At 64.7% G+C, this 14,908-nt stretch carries 16 protein-coding genes and 1 tRNA gene; 4 read left to right on the top strand and 13 right to left on the bottom strand.

Annotated features, from left to right (window positions below; genetic code table 11):
- The first annotated feature begins 79 nt into the window (after nucleotides 1-79).
- Nucleotides 80-616 carry an inorganic diphosphatase gene (gene ppa / locus FNV92_RS01400; protein WP_014438919.1) on the top strand — a complete coding sequence of 179 codons (537 nt, stop codon included), beginning with the start codon at nucleotides 80-82 and terminating at the stop codon, nucleotides 614-616.
- A 166-nt stretch (nucleotides 617-782) separates the two neighbouring features.
- Here the strand turns inward: ppa and folD are convergent, their stop codons facing one another.
- Genes folD through FNV92_RS01385 form a run of 3 tightly spaced genes read right to left on the bottom strand, consistent with a single transcriptional unit; the run spans nucleotide 783 to nucleotide 2,316 of the window.
- On the bottom strand, nucleotides 783-1,667 hold the full coding sequence (gene folD / locus FNV92_RS01395) for a bifunctional methylenetetrahydrofolate dehydrogenase/methenyltetrahydrofolate cyclohydrolase FolD (protein ID WP_143842530.1): 885 nt from the start codon (nucleotides 1,665-1,667) through the stop codon (nucleotides 783-785).
- Between the two features lie 10 nt (nucleotides 1,668-1,677).
- Nucleotides 1,678-2,010, bottom strand: a complete 333-nt coding sequence (locus tag FNV92_RS01390) for a DUF167 domain-containing protein (protein WP_014438917.1) — start codon at nucleotides 2,008-2,010, stop codon at nucleotides 1,678-1,680.
- Between the two features lie 15 nt (nucleotides 2,011-2,025).
- A complete protein-coding gene (locus tag FNV92_RS01385) occupies nucleotides 2,026-2,316 on the bottom strand; it encodes a YggT family protein (RefSeq protein ID WP_007598721.1) in 291 nt (96 codons plus the stop codon).
- Between the two features lie 203 nt (nucleotides 2,317-2,519).
- On the opposite strand from FNV92_RS01385, the gene FNV92_RS01380 reads away from it, so the two are divergent.
- Nucleotides 2,520-2,595 (top strand) — tRNA-Ala (locus FNV92_RS01380).
- A 108-nt stretch (nucleotides 2,596-2,703) separates the two neighbouring features.
- Here FNV92_RS01380 and FNV92_RS01375 read toward each other — a convergent pair.
- From FNV92_RS01375 to FNV92_RS01345, 7 genes are all read right to left on the bottom strand, one after another.
- Nucleotides 2,704-3,516: an enoyl-CoA hydratase gene (locus FNV92_RS01375; RefSeq protein WP_143842531.1), complete on the bottom strand. Its 813-nt coding sequence runs from the start codon at nucleotides 3,514-3,516 to the stop codon at nucleotides 2,704-2,706.
- A gap of 112 nt (nucleotides 3,517-3,628) precedes the next feature.
- Entirely contained in the window at nucleotides 3,629-4,423 is a 795-nt protein-coding gene (locus FNV92_RS01370; RefSeq protein ID WP_014438915.1) for a glutamine amidotransferase, read from the bottom strand.
- 117 nt (nucleotides 4,424-4,540) lie between these two features.
- Complete coding sequence (locus tag FNV92_RS01365) at nucleotides 4,541-5,320, bottom strand: SDR family NAD(P)-dependent oxidoreductase (RefSeq protein ID WP_143846120.1); 780 nt, start codon at nucleotides 5,318-5,320, stop codon at nucleotides 4,541-4,543.
- A gap of 228 nt (nucleotides 5,321-5,548) precedes the next feature.
- Complete coding sequence (locus FNV92_RS01360; RefSeq protein WP_014438913.1) at nucleotides 5,549-6,037, bottom strand: tellurite resistance TerB family protein; 489 nt, start codon at nucleotides 6,035-6,037, stop codon at nucleotides 5,549-5,551.
- Between the two features lie 175 nt (nucleotides 6,038-6,212).
- Nucleotides 6,213-7,622, bottom strand: coding sequence for an adenylate/guanylate cyclase domain-containing protein (locus FNV92_RS01355; RefSeq protein ID WP_014438912.1), 1,410 nt, complete (start codon nucleotides 7,620-7,622; stop codon nucleotides 6,213-6,215).
- Between the two features lie 49 nt (nucleotides 7,623-7,671).
- Nucleotides 7,672-9,039 (bottom strand): cytochrome P450, encoded by a 1,368-nt coding sequence (locus FNV92_RS01350; protein ID WP_143842532.1) that lies wholly within the window; start codon nucleotides 9,037-9,039, stop codon nucleotides 7,672-7,674.
- A gap of 35 nt (nucleotides 9,040-9,074) precedes the next feature.
- Nucleotides 9,075-10,445: a hydrolase gene (locus tag FNV92_RS01345; RefSeq protein WP_143842533.1), complete on the bottom strand. Its 1,371-nt coding sequence runs from the start codon at nucleotides 10,443-10,445 to the stop codon at nucleotides 9,075-9,077.
- A gap of 151 nt (nucleotides 10,446-10,596) precedes the next feature.
- Here FNV92_RS01345 and FNV92_RS01340 point away from each other — a divergent pair, with 151 nt between their 5' ends.
- Nucleotides 10,597-12,285 (top strand): MFS transporter, encoded by a 1,689-nt coding sequence (locus tag FNV92_RS01340; RefSeq protein ID WP_143842534.1) that lies wholly within the window; start codon nucleotides 10,597-10,599, stop codon nucleotides 12,283-12,285.
- Nucleotides 12,286-12,340: 55 nt separating this feature from the next.
- On the opposite strand, the gene FNV92_RS01335 is transcribed toward FNV92_RS01340, so the two are convergent.
- Together FNV92_RS01335 and FNV92_RS01330 are read right to left on the bottom strand one after the other, a co-directional pair.
- Nucleotides 12,341-12,556, bottom strand: a complete 216-nt coding sequence (locus FNV92_RS01335; RefSeq protein ID WP_143842535.1) for a hypothetical protein — start codon at nucleotides 12,554-12,556, stop codon at nucleotides 12,341-12,343.
- Between the two features lie 199 nt (nucleotides 12,557-12,755).
- Nucleotides 12,756-13,079, bottom strand: a complete 324-nt coding sequence (locus FNV92_RS01330; protein WP_014438907.1) for a hypothetical protein — start codon at nucleotides 13,077-13,079, stop codon at nucleotides 12,756-12,758.
- A 254-nt stretch (nucleotides 13,080-13,333) separates the two neighbouring features.
- Between FNV92_RS01330 and FNV92_RS01325 the strand changes: the two genes are divergently transcribed.
- The gene (locus FNV92_RS01325; protein WP_143842536.1) at nucleotides 13,334-14,395 is read left to right on the top strand and encodes a polysaccharide deacetylase family protein; all 1,062 of its coding nucleotides are present in this window, start codon (nucleotides 13,334-13,336) and stop codon (nucleotides 14,393-14,395) included.
- A gap of 72 nt (nucleotides 14,396-14,467) precedes the next feature.
- Here FNV92_RS01325 and FNV92_RS01320 read toward each other — a convergent pair whose 3' ends face one another.
- Entirely contained in the window at nucleotides 14,468-14,863 is a 396-nt protein-coding gene (locus tag FNV92_RS01320; protein WP_014438905.1) for a hypothetical protein, read from the bottom strand.
- Nucleotides 14,864-14,908 lie beyond the last annotated feature (45 nt).

The raw sequence follows: 14,908 nt of genomic DNA, 5'->3' as shown, positions 1-14,908 counted from the left end.
TTGGCCGGCCAAGCCCGCGTATGACAGCGCCAAAATCGCTGCCGGGCGCGATTTAACCTCGGCAACAACGGAGCCTTGAATGCGTATCGATGCGGTCTCGATCGGGAAAAATGTCCCCCACGACGTCAACGTCATCATCGAAGTCCCCGTGGGCGGCGAACCGATCAAATACGAGATGGACAAGGAAGCCGGTACGCTGGTGGTCGACCGCTTCCTCTACACGCCGATGCGTTACCCCGGTAACTACGGCTTCATCCCGCACACGCTGTCCGATGACGGCGACCCCTGCGACGTGCTGATCATCAACACCCGCGCCATCATTCCCGGCGCCGTCATGAGCGTGCGCCCGGTCGGCGTGCTGTTCATGGAAGACGAAGCCGGCGGCGACGAGAAGATCCTGGCGGTGCCGTCGTCGAAGCTGACGCAGCGCTACGACAAGGTGAAGTCGTACTCCGATCTGCCCGACATCACGCTGCAGCAGATCCAGCATTTCTTCGAGCACTACAAGGATCTCGAGCCAGGCAAGTGGGTGAAGATCCTGCGCTGGGGCGGCCCGGAAGATGCGCAGAAGCTGATTCTCGAAGGCATCGAGCGCGAGAAGAAAAAGAAGGGCTGAGCTTTGGTGTCCCGGACGCGATACGGCACCACAAGCGCGTTTACGCGCGTCTTCGACGCGCTATGGTGACGCGTCGCAGAGCCGGACCCAGAATGCCGCGAGCATGGGCCCCGGCTCTGCAGCGCACCGTTTCACGCTGCGCTGCGTCCGGGGCACGAGAGTTTGCTTACACCGCCGGCTTCGGCAGCCCCGCGATCGCGCAGGCCGCGCGCAGCGTATTCACCAGCAGGCACGCCACGGTCATCTGGCCGACGCCGCCCGGCACCGGCGTGATCGCGCCGGCGACGGCGAGTGCTTCCTGATAGGCGACATCGCCGACGAGGCGCGTCTTGCCATCCTCGTTCGGAATACGGTTGATGCCGATATCGATCACGGTCGCGCCCGGCTTCAGCCAGTCGCCACGCACCATCTCAGGCTTGCCGACCGCGGCATAGACGAGGTCGGCGCGCTTCACGAGCCCGGGCAGATCGCGTGAGCGCGAATGCGCGATGGTCACCGTGGCGTTCTCGTTCAGCAGCAGCTGCACCAGCGGACGGCCGACCAGATTGGAGCGGCCGATGACGATGGCGTTCATGCCTTCGAGCGAAGCGTGAACGCTCTTGGTCAGGATGATCGAGCCGAGCGGCGTGCAGGGCGACAGCGCCTCGAAGCCGCCGGCGAGCCGGCCGGCATTGTTCGGATGCAGGCCGTCGACATCCTTGGCGGGGTCGATGGCGTTGATGACAGCCTCGGTGTTCAGCCCCTTCGGCAACGGCAGCTGCACCAGGATGCCGTGCACCGCCGGATCGCGGTTGAGCGTTGCGACAACGGCCAGCAGGTCCGCTTGAGACACGTCGGCCGGCAGCTTGTGCTCGAACGAGGCCATGCCGGCGGCCTGGGTCTGGGTGTGCTTGGAGCGGACATAGACCTCGCTGGCGGGATCATTGCCGACCAGCACCACCGCGAGGCCCGGCACCAGATTGTGCTCGCGCTTGACGCGGGCGACCTCGTCCGCGACGCGGCCACGGAGCTCCGCGGCAATGACTTTTCCATCGATGATCTTGGCGGTCATGTCAGTTCCCTCAGTCGGTCGATTTGGCTGATGCGAGCTGGCGCAGGGCTTCGCCGAGCCGCACCGGATCTCCGTCGACCGCGATCTGCTTCAGCCGCGAGGTCGCCCCGGACAGCAGTCTTACAGCGGCCTTGGGGACACCGAGCGATTTCGCCAGCAGCACCAGAACGGCCTTGTTGGCTTCGCCGCCATCGGCGATCGCGCGCACCCGCACCTTGAGCACGCTGCGGCCATCGGCCAGTTGCTCGATCCCGTCGATGGCGTCGCGGCCGCCGCGCGGCGTCACCCGCAGCGCGATGCTGATTCCTGTGGCCGCATAGCGCCAGGGCTCTTTCGCAACCAAGGCGCTCCCGCCTGCTTAGATCACGTTCGGGTAGATGTAATACAGGATCACCCGCTCGATGAACATGATGAGCAGGATCAGGATGATCGGCGAGATGTCGAGGCCGCCGAGGCTGGGCAGGAAATTGCGAATCGGCGCCAGCACCGGCTCGGTGATCCGGTACAGGAACTCCGCCACCGCCGAAACGAACTGGTTGCGGGTGTTCACCACGTTAAAGGCGATCAGCCAGGACAGGATCGCGGAGGCGATCAGCAGCCAGACATAGAGGTCGAGCACGATGATGACGATGTCGAGAACGGCACGCATGATTTTTGCAGACTCTGGCTTTTGAACGCTGTCGGCGGTCCGGGATTGACGCCTTTTGCTAGATATCGGTTCCGTCAGGCCCAAACAAGGGAAGTCGGTGCCGGGATGGCTAAAACCGCCTTTACACCCGTCCTTGACTTGACCTTGCCGGGGACTTAAATGGCGCCCGGTTGTCGGCCGCATTAACCAGAGCGGCCAGCAAAGGGGCCATAGCTCAGCTGGGAGAGCGCGTCGTTCGCAATGACGAGGTCGGCGGTTCGATCCCGCCTGGCTCCACCAGCCTTCGCAGGCTACGCCTGCTTCGGCTCGGCAAGCCGCTTCGTAGCGAAGGCTGCCGCGGCGTAGCCCGAAGGGCGAGGCCGGGCTACCTCCTCAGATCCCCGCCCCCTACTTCCCCGTAAACCTTGGCGGCCGCTTCTCCATGAAGCTGGCGACGCCCTCTCGGAAATCGCTGCCGTTCAGCGCCACCATCATCTCCCGGTTCGCCTCGATCGTGGCCTCGGCCAGAGTCTGGAACGGCACTTCGTAGAGCTGCCGCTTGATCACGGCCATGGCGCTCGGGGACACCATGTCCGCGAGGTCGCGCGCATAGGCATAGGTCTCCTCGCGCAGCTTCTCCGGCGAGCAGAGCCGGTTGACCAAGCCGATCCGCAGCGCCTCGTCGCTTCCCACGCGGCGGGCCGAGAGCAACAGGTCCATCGCATTGGCGTGGCCGACGATGTGCGGCAGCATCCAGGACATGCCGTGCTCGGCGATCAGGCCGCGCCGCGCGAAGGCTGTCGTGAACACGGTATTGTCGGCGGCAAAGCGCAGGTCGCAATAGAGTGCGTGGACGAGGCCGATGCCGGCGGTGGCACCGTTGAGCATGGCGATGACGGGTTTTCCAATCGACGGATAGAAGCCATAGCGCGTCTGCCAGTCCGGACGGCGGTTCATGTCGAAGGGCGGCAAATTCGACGCGCGCCTGACGTCATTGGGATCGAGCCCCTTCAGTGCATCCATGTCGGCGCCGGCACAGAAGGCGCGGCCCGCGCCGGTGAGCACGATGACGCGGACATTGTCGTCTGCGCTCGATGCTTCCATCGCGTGACGCACGTCGCGCTCCATGATCGGCGTCCACGCATTCATGCGATCGGGGCGATTGAGCGTGATGGTCGCGATCTTGTCGCTCACCTCATAGAGAATGTGTTCATAGGTCATGACGCTCTCCCTTTGGCTGCCGGCACGCGTTCGCGCGCGCTCGTTAGGAATGAGCCTAGCATATCCGGGGAAGGAGCAAGGGCTTGCGCCAGGAGCCTGCGTGAAATCGCGACTATTCGGCGGCTTGGGCCAGCACCGGCCGGCGCGCCAGCCAGCCGTCGATGAAATGAGCGAGCCAGGCGCGTTCGGCGGCATCGTAGACAGCACGATCCGCGAAATGATGATGCCGCTGCCGCGCGCCCGGCGCGCTGAGACCGTCATAGCCGCGCGTGGTCCAGCGATGCATCATCGCGTAGGTCACATCAGGATGAAACTGCACGCCAAAGGCATTGCTCGCGCGGAATGCCTGAACCGGAAAATCATCGCCCTCCGCAAGCAGCTCAGTGCCAACGGGCAGCTCGAAGCCTTCGCGATGCCAGTGGTAGACCTGCGCCGGCCAGGCCGGGCAGAGCGCGTGCCCCGCGGCAGTCGGGCGGATCGGGTAGTAGCCGATCTGGGTCAGCGCCTGCGCATGCGGCGCGACGCGGGCGCCTAACTGCATCGCCAGCATCTGCGCGCCAAGGCAGATGCCGAGAAATGGCCGCTGTTCGCGAAGCGGAATTTCGATCCAGTCGATCTCCCGGCGGACGTAGTCGTCGGGATCGTTGGCGCTCATCGGGCCGCCGAAGACCACGGCGCCGGCATGCCGGTCGAGTGTCTCTGGCAGAGCATCGCCGAAGCGGGGACGGCGGATGTCGAGGCGATGGCCGAGCGCGCGGAGCGCATTGCCAACGCGGCCGGGGCTCGAAGATTCCTGATGCAGAATGATGAGAACCGGCAACTTCGTTTCGGAGGCGGCCGTGCCCGGCGTCCTTCTCGTGAAGGGCACCACCTCTGCGCCACCAAACCTGTTCGTCCGGAACGACATGGCCTCTGCGAGTGCTATCGGTTCAGACCATCAGCATAGCTAAGTGATGGTTAACATCGTGTGAGTTCGCGCACACACGCATCCGCATGAAGCAAGCTCCGGGCCACTACGGACGCTTTAGTGTCTCTGCCGCTGGAACCGACTGGTGGCGGACAGGATGAAGCCGCGCGGAAAGAAACGCAGCGCGAACGGCACGATCTTGATGCCGAGACCGGGCAGCACCGCCCGTTTGTTGGCCATCAGCCCACGATAGGCCTGGCGCGCAACATCGGCGGCGGGAACGTTGAGAAGGGCCGTATTGTGTCCGGACCCGACGCGGGCGCGGGCCTGGAATTCGGTGGGCACCGGACCCGGGCAAAGCACCGTGACACGAACCCCGCGCGGCGCGAGCTCCGCCCGCAAAGCCTCGGTGAGAGAAATCACATAGGCCTTGGACGCGTAGTAGACCGCCATGCCAGGGCCGGGCAGAAAGCCGGCGACAGATCCGACGTTGAGAAGACCGCCCTTGTTCCTGATAAGCTGATCGGTAAATCGCAGCGACAGATCCGTCAGAGCCCGGACGTTGACATCGACGATGCCAACCTGTTCGGCGCGATCGCACTCGATTGCATCGCCGAACACGCCGAAGCCGGCATTGTTGACGAGATGATCGAGCTCGACGCCTTCGGCGGCGAGCGCGGCGGCGATCTTCTCGCCGGCGTCGGCTTGCTGGAGATCGCAGGCGATCACGATCGGCTTCTTGCCGCCCTTGGCAGCAAGCTCGTTCGCGAGCGTCTCCAGACGGTCCGCCCGCCGCGCCGTCAGCGCCAGACGGTGTCCGTTCGCGGCGAACACACGCGCCAGCTCCGTGCCTATGCCCGCAGAGGCACCAGTGATCAACGTTACCCGTTCAGTCACGATCGAAGTCTCTTGAATTGAAGTTTTTTCGCCCGGCAATGGTGGAACGAGAGCATAGGCCGTGCGCGACAGGCAAGCGGCGCTGACAGCATGGCGGCTTGAGCGGGCGACAGGGAAAGCAGGAAAACCGCGGATTCGACGGGGAATCCGGAAGCCGGGCGGCCCGAGCTACATTAAAGTTTCGTCATGTGGTCCGCACAACCGGCAATATCGCTGGGGTGGCGGGGTTCAGCCGCCGACAGCGCCGTCCTTGACCTGGCCACCGACCCGGTCCGCGACCGCATGCTTCAGGTCGATCCGGTCGCGCTGCGAAATCCCCAGCAGGTCGGACGCCCGCCAGACCACGTTGTCCTCGAACTCGGTGACCTGGCCGTCGGCATAGACCAGCTCCCACATCATCTGGACGATGCGCTTGCGGCCCTCTTCGTCGAGCGAGCGCATGATGACGCTGGTGAAGTGATAGAGGTCGACGGCCTCGCCCTCCACCTGGGTCGCATCCGCGATCAGCCGATCCGCAGTGCCGCGATCGAGCCCGAAATGGCTTTCGATCAAATTGTGCAGCTTCCGCTGCTCGGCCGCCGTCGGCTGACCGTCCAGCGAGACCACGTGAACCAGCAGCGCGGTCGCCGCCAGCCGGTAGTCGCTGTCGCCGAATGCGCGGTCCCCGGCCTGGGGCGCAACAATGTCGGCGATGAATTGGCGCAAGCCGTCGAGCATAGGGTCCTACCGAAGTCGATGAAGCCGCTGGGGTGCGGCGTTACCAGCATTATATGAGCAGGAAACTCAACCGGCGCAACGTGCGTCAGTTCCGCGCGCTGCATTACGTTTCGGCAATCCGGGCGCCGGCATTCCGGGGCGCGCAAAGCGCGAATCCGGAATGACCGGTTAAGGCTCACCGGATCTCGTACACCACCATCTTGTCGGCGATGCCGCGCAGCGCGGCCTGCTTCTGGATCGGCCTGATTTCGTGCTGCTTCAGCACCTCCGCCACGGCCGGTGCATCCAGCACCGGGCCGGTGATGTGGATCTCCTGCGCGGTCGACAGGCTCTGCACGCGGGCGGCGATGTTGACGGTCTGACCGAAATAATCCTGCCGCTCGTTGAGCATCACAGCGAGGCAAGGACCTTCATGAATGCCGATCTTGACGATGAGATCGTCGGTGCCGCGCTTCTTGTTGAGCTCGTCCATCGCCGCGCGCATCCGCAAGCCGGCGACGATCGCGTGCTCGGGGCGAACGAAAGTCGCCATCACGGCATCGCCGATCGTCTTCACCACCGCGCCCTTCTCGGAAGAGATGATCTCGAGCAGCGCGTGGAAATGCGCGCGCACGAGATCGAAGGCGGCAAGATCACCGACGCGCTCGTAGAGCGCGGTCGAGCCCTTCAGATCGGTGAACAGGAAGGTCAGCGACGTGATCTGCAGACGCTGGTCGAGGCTGAGATTGTCCGCCTTGAACACGTCGCGAAAGGTCTGGTTCGACAGCATCCGCTTGGCGGTGAGGAACGGCTTGCGCTTGCCGATGAGGTGATGAAGCGCCTCGGCCGCGATGAACACCGACGGCAGCACGCGTACGCCGGCCTGGTTCTCCAGCGACAGCCGCAACGGTCCCGGCCGCATGGTCGTGGTCCCCGTCGGCGCCTGCACCCTGTTGTACATGATGGCGAGCTGCTGACGGTCCTTGGTCGGCTCCCCCTGAACGTCGATGAAATGAGCGGCGTGCGTCACCGGCTCGAAGATGATGATGAAGTCGTTCGGCAGTTGCAGCGACATGGTCGCCTTTTCACCCGCCGGCAGCTCCATCGTATCGAGCGTCACCTCGTTGGCGAGCGTCGCGAACGATTCCTTGTTGAAATCGACGCCGGAACTCCAGAACACCTGCCTGAAATAGTCCCACACGGGAAGCGTATCAGGATCGTGCGCCGCGATGCGCCGCACGCGCGGATTTACGGTGAAGGACACCTCGACCTGATCGTCGACCGAGGCCTTGTAGCCACAGGCGCAGAGCGCGCAGTGATAGTCGTCGGGCTTGAGCGCCTTCAGGGTCGAATGCGCCCCCAGCACGCCCCCGCAGCCCGGGCACAGCACATTCCAGCCGAGATCGAACAACCCGAGCCGCGCCGAATGCAGGAAGCCCGAGATCGCCCGCTCCTCGTCCAGACCGTGCTCCCTGGAAAAATCGAGGACATTGACGCGGTTGAGCTCGTGATCCTCGCCATCGTCGATGAGACGCGCGATCGCATCGACCACCTTCGCGTCGGCGGTCTGCTTCAGAACGGAGAACTGGGCCTGGATGTCGCTCATGGCGTAACTCTATCAGGATCGATCGCGCCATCGGCCAGACCAACGTCTGTCACCGACGCGTGATGCGAAAGAGGGGTGAACGATCCGGCTGGGTCGTGACGACGCCATGCGGGACCACGGGAATGCTGTCGGCAAGCTCGACGCGGAACGCGCCGATCAGCCGCGCCAGCGCCAGCACGGATTCGGCCTGTGCGAACGGCGCGCCGATGCAGACGCGCGGGCCAGCGCCGAACGGCAAATAGGCAAAACGATCGGGCGCCTCTTTCGACATGAAACGCTTCGGAATGAACGCGTTCGGCTGGTCCCACAGCTTCTCGTGCCGGTGCAGAAGCCAGGGCGCGATCATGACGATGTCGCCCTTGCCGATCTCGACGCCGGCCGCGTTGTCCTTCTCGCGCGCGGCTCGCGCGACCAGGAAGGCGGGCGGATAGAGCCGCATCGTCTCGTCGATCACCGCACGGGTGAATTTCTGGCGATCGATGTCGGCCATGCTGTCGAGATGTTCGCCGCGCGTCTCGGACGCCACCTCTTCCTGCGTGTGCGGATCGAGCGCGAGCAGATAGAGCGCCCAGAACAGCGCCGTCGCGGTGGTCTCGTGACCGGCGAGAATCATGGTCGCGACCTCGTCGACAAGCTGTTCGTCGGAAAAGCCCTTGCCGGTTTCGGGGTCACGCGCCGCGTCCATGAGATCGAACAGGTCGCGCGGCGGTGCGCCGTCCTTCTTGCCCATCGCCCGCCGCTCGGCGATCAGCATCGCAACGAATTCGGTCCAGCGCTTGCGGAAACGGGCGCGCGGAAAATCCATCGGGCTCGGCCAGGACACCGGCAACAGCATGTCGAGGAAATACGGCCGACCGAGCCGCTCGCCATATTCCACGACGAAGTTGCGCAGGGTCGGGCCGTGCCGGTCCATGCCGAAGGAGAACATCGTACGCCCGGCGATCTCGAGCGTCATGCGTTGCATGATTTCGCGCAGGTCGACCGGCGCGCCCGACTGCGCATCGAGCTTTTCAATGGTCTCGTCCAGCACCGCCGTCATGTGCGGAACGAGGTTCGCGGTCGCTCGCGGCGTGAAGGCCGGCGCGAGCGTGCGGCGCTGAAAGGTCCAGGCCTGGCCTTCCGCGATCAGGAGGCCTTCGCCGAGCACGGGACGCAGCATGCGGATGCCGGCCGGCGTGCGCGTGTAGTTCTCATAGTTGCTGAGCAGCACATGCCGGATCGCATCCGGACGATTCAGGATGAAGCTGTGTTGCAGGAAGAAGCGTCCCTTGATGACGTCTTCCTCATAGGCGCGCTGCCCCCAAGTCGCGATCATGTTCTGCCGGAGGAGCGCGACCCGGCCGAGGAACGACATGTCATCGGGCGCACGCGGCGGGGTCGGAGGGACGATGGGCCGACGCACACTGGCAATATTCATGGCTCCCTCCCGAGAGATGTGACGCAGGCAAATAGCTAATAAGTCAGTTCGGCAATCGCAATCCTGTTTTCGGACGCAGGCCAGAGACGTGCCACAATTCGTTCTTCGCCGAACTGGGCCACGATGTTACGCCCGACCTCGCTCGCCGGAAGGCGCAGGGTCGTTGCCGAATCCGTGGGCACGCCCGGCTTGACGTCCTTGGGCTCCTTGCCGTCCAGCAGCACGACGTCTCGCGGCAGCCCGAAATAGCCCCGCGGCCGCGACATGATCACGACCGCCCCGGCGTCCTTGTCCGCCGGCCCGAGCGGGCGCGCGGCGCGCAGATGGACAATTTCAGACGAGCGCGCAAAGGGCGAGCGGTAGATATGCGTGATCGGCGCATCCGGCGACGCGAGGACGAATTCGAGCGACCAGGACGGCTCGACCTGCGCAGGACCCCAGCGGCCGTCCGCGCCTGTCTTCGCGCTATGCAGGGCATTGCCCATGCGCTCACCGGTTTCGGGGTCGACGCGGAAGATATCGACGGTTGCACCCGCCACCGGCCGATTGGTCGACACGCCACCCGGCGTGCCCGAGACGAGACCGCTCAGCCGGACGCTCTGCTCCGGCATAATCGCGATCCGTGCAGGCTCGCGTCCCGCGATGAACTTGTAGATCTCGCGGAAGGCTCTGGGGTGGAACGCCACCTCGCGATGATCAAGCGCGCCGAGCACCAGATTGGTCGCGCCCTTCAGTTCGGGGCCTTCAACGGTGACGCCGGTCGACGTGCCGGGCTTGCCGATGAAGCGGCCGTCGGCCTGCGCATATTTGTCCATGCCGTCGCTGCGCAGGGTGAGAAAGGCCGTGCCCGGCGTCACCTCGCTCTCGCCCTCGTTCAAACCGCGCAGGAACCCGCCGCGGCCATTGAATTCGCTGTTGGGCTGATCGTCGGTCGCGAACACGCCGTGATTGGGCGTGCCGCACAAGACGGCGTGGCTGACATCCACGGCACCGCCGTTCTTGATGACGTTGCGAATGGCATAGCCGCCGCGCGAACTGCCAACCAGCGCCACGCGGGACGCGCCCGTGCGCCGCTTCAACTCGACGATGGCGGCGGCGAGCTCGCGGCGCTGGTCCTCGGTCGAGGAGCGGTTCGCCTGCTCGACCTTGTCGTCGCTGCGCGCATTGGGATCGGTGAAATTGATCGCCATCATGCGATCGCGCGCAATGCCGTTGGATTCCATCCGCCACAGCGTCGTCATCCAGAGCGCATCGTAATCGCCATTGCCGTGAACGAACAGGACGGGAGACACCTCGGCGCTTTGCGCCGCGGGCGCACTCTGGGCAAGCGCGCCCGTCCGCAAGCTCGCAATTGCGAAGGGCAGGCTGCCCGCTCCTTGCAGAATTGTGCGTCGCGACAGCTTCATGTGTTCCTCCCGGCAAAACCTCGAGTCTTTGCACCGCTTATACCGGCCTAACCACTGGACAGCGAAGGACTTTCACAGGCATCACTGGATTCGCCGGAATCACCCAAGGACCGCTCCCAGAGCACTTCTGCCATCCGATATGGAAGGGGATATGACCGAGCAGACGAACCGTCAGAAAATTGCGGCCGACGGCATAACCGCCCCGCTGCGGTACACCCTGTTCCGGCGCATCTGGCTCGCCAGCCTGCTCTCCAATCTCGGCCTGCTGATCCAGGGCGTGGGCGCGGCCTGGGCGATGACGCAGATGGCGGCCTCGGCCGACAAGGTCGCACTGGTGCAGACCGCGCTGATGCTGCCGATCATGCTGATCTCGATGCCGGCCGGCGCCATCGCCGACATGTATGACCGCCGTATCGTGACCCTGATTTCGCTCGCGATCGCGCTGATCGGTGCGACGGCGCTGACGGTGCTGGCCTGGCTCCAGCTGACTACCCCGGAAACGCTGCTCGTCTTCTGCTTCGTGGTGGGCAGCGGCAATGCGCTGTTCGGACCGGCGTGGCAATCCTCGGTCAGCGAGCAGGTTCCGCCCGAAGCCCTGCCGTCGGCCGTCGCGCTGAACGGCATCAGCTACAATATCGCACGCAGCTTCGGTCCCGCGGTCGGCGGCGTCATCGTCGCCTCGCTCGGCGCGGTGGCCGCCTTCGCCTGCAATGCGATCCTCTATTTGCCGCTGCTGGTGGTGTTGCTGCTGTGGCGGCGCAACACCGAACCGTCACGCCTGCCGCGGGAAAAGCTCAACCGCGCCATGGTCTCGGGCTTCCGCTACATCACCAATTCGCCGCCGATCAAGATCGTGCTGTTGCGCACATTGGTGATGGGGCTGATCGGCGGCGCGGTGATGGCGCTGATGCCGCTGGTCGCGCGCGACCTGCTCCATGGCGGCGCGCAGACTTACGGCATCATGCTCGGCGCCTTCGGCATGGGCGCGGTCATCGGCGCGCTCAACATTCACGAACTGCGCAAGCGCATGAGCGGCGAGGCCGCGATCCGCGCCTGCACCATCTCGATGGCGTTCGCGATGGCAGCGCTCGCGGTCAGCAACGAGCCGGTGCTCACTGCAGCTGCGCTGGTGCTCGCGGGCGCGGTCTGGATGGCCGCGATCGCACTGTTCAATATCGGCGTGCAGCTCTCGGCGCCGCGCTGGGTCGCCGGCCGTTCGCTCGCAGCGTTCCAGGCCTCGATCTCCGGCGGCATCGCGATCGGCGCCTGGGGCTGGGGCCATCTCACCGATTATGCCGGCGTCGAAATCGCGCTGTTGACGGCCGCCGGTCTGATGCTGATCTCGCCGGTGCTCGGACTCTGGCTCACGATGCCGCGCGTCGGCGCCCGCAACGAGGACGCCGACGTGCTGGCCGATCCCGAGGTGAAGCTGTCGCTCACCGGCCGCAGCGGGCCCCTGGTGGTCGAGATCGAATACCGGGTGTCTCAGGAGAACGCGCGCGCCTTCCACAACGTGATGCAGGACGTGCAACTCTCCCGGCAGCGCAACGGCGCCTATGGCTGGTCGATCGCGCGCGACATCGCCGATCCCGAATTGTGGACCGAGCGCTATCACTGCCCGACCTGGTTCGACTATCTGCGCCAGCGCAACCGTTCGACCCAATCCGAGCGCGCGCTGCATCAGCAGGCGATCGATTTCCACGTCGGCCCCGATCCGGTGCGGATCCGCCGCATGCTGGAGCGGCCGTTCGGCTCGGTGCGCTGGAAGGAAGAGACGCCGGATCGTGCCAGCGCCGAGGTGCTGCCTGTGGTCGCGACCGCGGCGGGAAGCAGCACCTAATTTGGATCGTCATTCCGGCGCCGTCAGGCGCGAGCCCGGAATGACGACGGTGCGTTTACTGCCCGTGATCGGTCAGCACCTTTTCGCAGCCCTTGCTCAGCTTCGCGCGATTCTGCTTCAGGCAGGCGAGCACGGCGCCATCGCCATTGTTCATGACCGGACGGCAGAAGCGCGTGACATCGCGCGCGCAGGCGTCCTGTCCGGGCTGATGCTGCGCCGATGCGCCCGATGCGCACAGGAGCAGAGGAAGAATGAAAAGGAATTTGGTCATCGCGTAATGCCTCTTACCCGGAAGATGTGCGGGCGAAGCTAGTGCGACGATCTCTCAGCCGCAACGGCTTTATTGGCGGGCTACAGGGCGCCGCCGCGTGGCCCCGGCTTGACGCCGGGGCACATCGCGAGGGGAGCTCGATGACGACGACGCGCGATGCGCCGCGCGCGCTTACTGACTGTCTCTTACTGGCTGTCTCTTACTGGCTGTCCTGGGCGTCAGCGACCTTGCGTGAGGCGCCCTTGGCGAGATCCTTGTCCATCACGGCGCGGCAGCCGGCGCTCAGATCCGAGCGGTGCTTCATCATGCACGCCGTGATCTTCGGGATGTTGGGGATTTCCGACGAGCACAGGCGGAAGGCGTCGCCTGTGCACTGCTGCTGTGCTTCGGCCGAGAAGGCGAAGCTCGAGGTCGTCGAGACGATCGAGACGATCGCGGCAAAGCCCAGAGCCAGGCTGGTGTCGCGGATCTTGCTGGTCAGGGACCTGGTAGAGAACGACTTGGTGTTCAGCGAGGTGGTCATTTGAAGCTCCCATTGGCGCCGCCGTGGCGAACGCCCGTTGTTGATGGGACTGACGATGCTCCAGCAAAACACTTTCTACTGTGATGACGGTCACGGGCCGCACCCGAACTGTGACATCGGTCACGTTGGCGCACCCTGCTGAAAAACCGGCGCAAACGCTGTCGTGTTGGTGTCACGTTAACTGTTCCTTCGCATTAATAACCGGGCACGCGGGGAAATCCGCCGGTTTGGTTGCGTAATTGGAAAGAGTAACGATGCGTAATGCGTTGGGCCTGATGCTGGCCAGTGTAGTTGCGGCGGTCGTGATCGCCGCCGGCGGTTGGTTTTATTATTCCTCGATCGCCGATCAGGGCGCTCCCAAGACAATTGCCGCCCGTGCCGCCGATCCATTGCCGGCACCGGCCAAGCTCGCCGCCAAGGATGACGTCTCAACGACCGCGACGATCGCGGCCAAGCCGACGGCAATGGCTCAGGCAGCGGCCCCTGCGCCCGCTCCGGCGATGCCGGTTCAGCCGAAGCAGGCTTGCGCCAATCCGAACGCGCTGGGCGTTTCCCGCGTGGTCGAGATCGACACCACCGGCGGCCCCGGCTTCGGCTTCGAAACGTTCAAGCAATTCGACTTCCTCACCGACAAGGAGGTCGTGCTGACCTTCGACGACAGCCCCTGGCCGGTCAACACGCCCGCGGTGCTGAAGGCGCTCGCGGATGAATGCGCCAAGGGCCTGTTCTTCTCGGTCGGCAAGCACGCGAGCTGGCATCCGGAAATCCTGCGCCAGGTGCTGGCCCAGGGCCACACGGTCGGCACGCACACCTGGTCGCATCTCAATCTCAACAGCAAGAAGTTGACGGAGCAGCAGGCCAAGGACGAAATCGAGAAGGGCTTCAGCGCCGTGAAGCTCGCGCTCGGCACCAACCCGGCGCCGTTCTTCCGCTTTCCGCAGCTTCAGCACAATCCCGCCATGGTGAGCTATCTCGGCACCCGCAACGTCGCGATGTGGTCGACCGATCTGGATTCCTTCGACTTCAGGAAAGGCGCCACCCCGGAGAAGATCGTCAACACGGTGATGACCAAGCTCGACAAGCTCGGCAAGGGAATCATCCTGATGCACGACTTCCAGAAGCACACGGGCGAGGCGCTGCCGACCCTGCTCGCGCGGCTGAAGGCCGGCGGTTACAAGATCGTGCAGATCAAGGCCAAGACGACCTTCCAGTCGTTGCCGGAATATGACGAGGCGGTGCTGAAGGATATGAAGGTGCCGACTGCCAGCACGACCACGCGTCCGATCTCGAGCGTGGTGCAGACGGTTTCGCAGTAAGCGCGATCACCGCTTCGATACGCGCATGGCCGGGCTTTCGCCCGGCCGTTTGCTTTGGGAGGAAGCGACGGCTTACCAGTAGATGCCGTGGCGATGCAGCTCGCCGATGATGCGGCGCTCGGTCCAGGCGCGCTGGTGCTTCGGCTTGCTCGCTTTCGCCGTCGTCTTTGCCGCAGGCTGGGTTGCGACCGGCGCTGACGCCGTCGTGGTCACGACAGGCGCGGTCGCTGCGGCGGGCGCGGGAGCGGGGGCAGCGGCGGGAGCCGGAGCAGCCGGGATAGCCGGCGGGCGATCGACATATTTCGGAGCCTCGACGACCGGCGCGACATCGCTGATTTGCGTCGTCGGGGCCGTGGTCGTCGTGGCTTGTGGAGCGGCCGTTGCCGTGGACAGCGACAGGCTGCGGTCGCCCGCATGGGCAGACGCGGAAGCCAGGACCATGGCGGCAACCAGAATGATCTTGCGCATGTGAAATCTCCCCGTGTTTGCGTAACCAGGACATTACGGGAGATG

This window comes from Bradyrhizobium cosmicum (assembly GCF_007290395.2).
GTDB classification, from domain to species: Bacteria; Pseudomonadota; Alphaproteobacteria; order Rhizobiales; family Xanthobacteraceae; genus Bradyrhizobium; species Bradyrhizobium cosmicum.
This window is presented reverse-complemented; position numbering and strand designations above follow the sequence as displayed.

Excerpts from the sequence above, each read along its gene's own strand:
- ppa (WP_014438919.1), top strand. The coding sequence starts at position 80 with ATGCGTATCGATGCGGTCTCGATCGGGAAAAATGTCCCCCACGACGTC.
- folD (WP_143842530.1), bottom strand. The coding sequence starts at position 1,667 with ATGACCGCCAAGATCATCGATGGAAAAGTCATTGCCGCGGAGCTCCGT.
- FNV92_RS01385 (WP_007598721.1), bottom strand. The coding sequence starts at position 2,316 with ATGCGTGCCGTTCTCGACATCGTCATCATCGTGCTCGACCTCTATGTC.
- FNV92_RS01375 (WP_143842531.1), bottom strand. The coding sequence starts at position 3,516 with ATGACCTATGAACACATTCTCTATGAGGTGAGCGACAAGATCGCGACC.
- FNV92_RS01370 (WP_014438915.1), bottom strand. The coding sequence starts at position 4,423 with ATGTCGTTCCGGACGAACAGGTTTGGTGGCGCAGAGGTGGTGCCCTTC.
- FNV92_RS01360 (WP_014438913.1), bottom strand. The coding sequence starts at position 6,037 with ATGCTCGACGGCTTGCGCCAATTCATCGCCGACATTGTTGCGCCCCAG.
- FNV92_RS01355 (WP_014438912.1), bottom strand. The coding sequence starts at position 7,622 with ATGAGCGACATCCAGGCCCAGTTCTCCGTTCTGAAGCAGACCGCCGAC.
- FNV92_RS01350 (WP_143842532.1), bottom strand. The coding sequence starts at position 9,039 with ATGAATATTGCCAGTGTGCGTCGGCCCATCGTCCCTCCGACCCCGCCG.
- FNV92_RS01345 (WP_143842533.1), bottom strand. The coding sequence starts at position 10,445 with ATGAAGCTGTCGCGACGCACAATTCTGCAAGGAGCGGGCAGCCTGCCC.
- FNV92_RS01340 (WP_143842534.1), top strand. The coding sequence starts at position 10,597 with ATGACCGAGCAGACGAACCGTCAGAAAATTGCGGCCGACGGCATAACC.
- FNV92_RS01335 (WP_143842535.1), bottom strand. The coding sequence starts at position 12,556 with ATGACCAAATTCCTTTTCATTCTTCCTCTGCTCCTGTGCGCATCGGGC.
- FNV92_RS01330 (WP_014438907.1), bottom strand. The coding sequence starts at position 13,079 with ATGACCACCTCGCTGAACACCAAGTCGTTCTCTACCAGGTCCCTGACC.
- FNV92_RS01325 (WP_143842536.1), top strand. The coding sequence starts at position 13,334 with ATGCGTAATGCGTTGGGCCTGATGCTGGCCAGTGTAGTTGCGGCGGTC.
- FNV92_RS01320 (WP_014438905.1), bottom strand. The coding sequence starts at position 14,863 with ATGCGCAAGATCATTCTGGTTGCCGCCATGGTCCTGGCTTCCGCGTCT.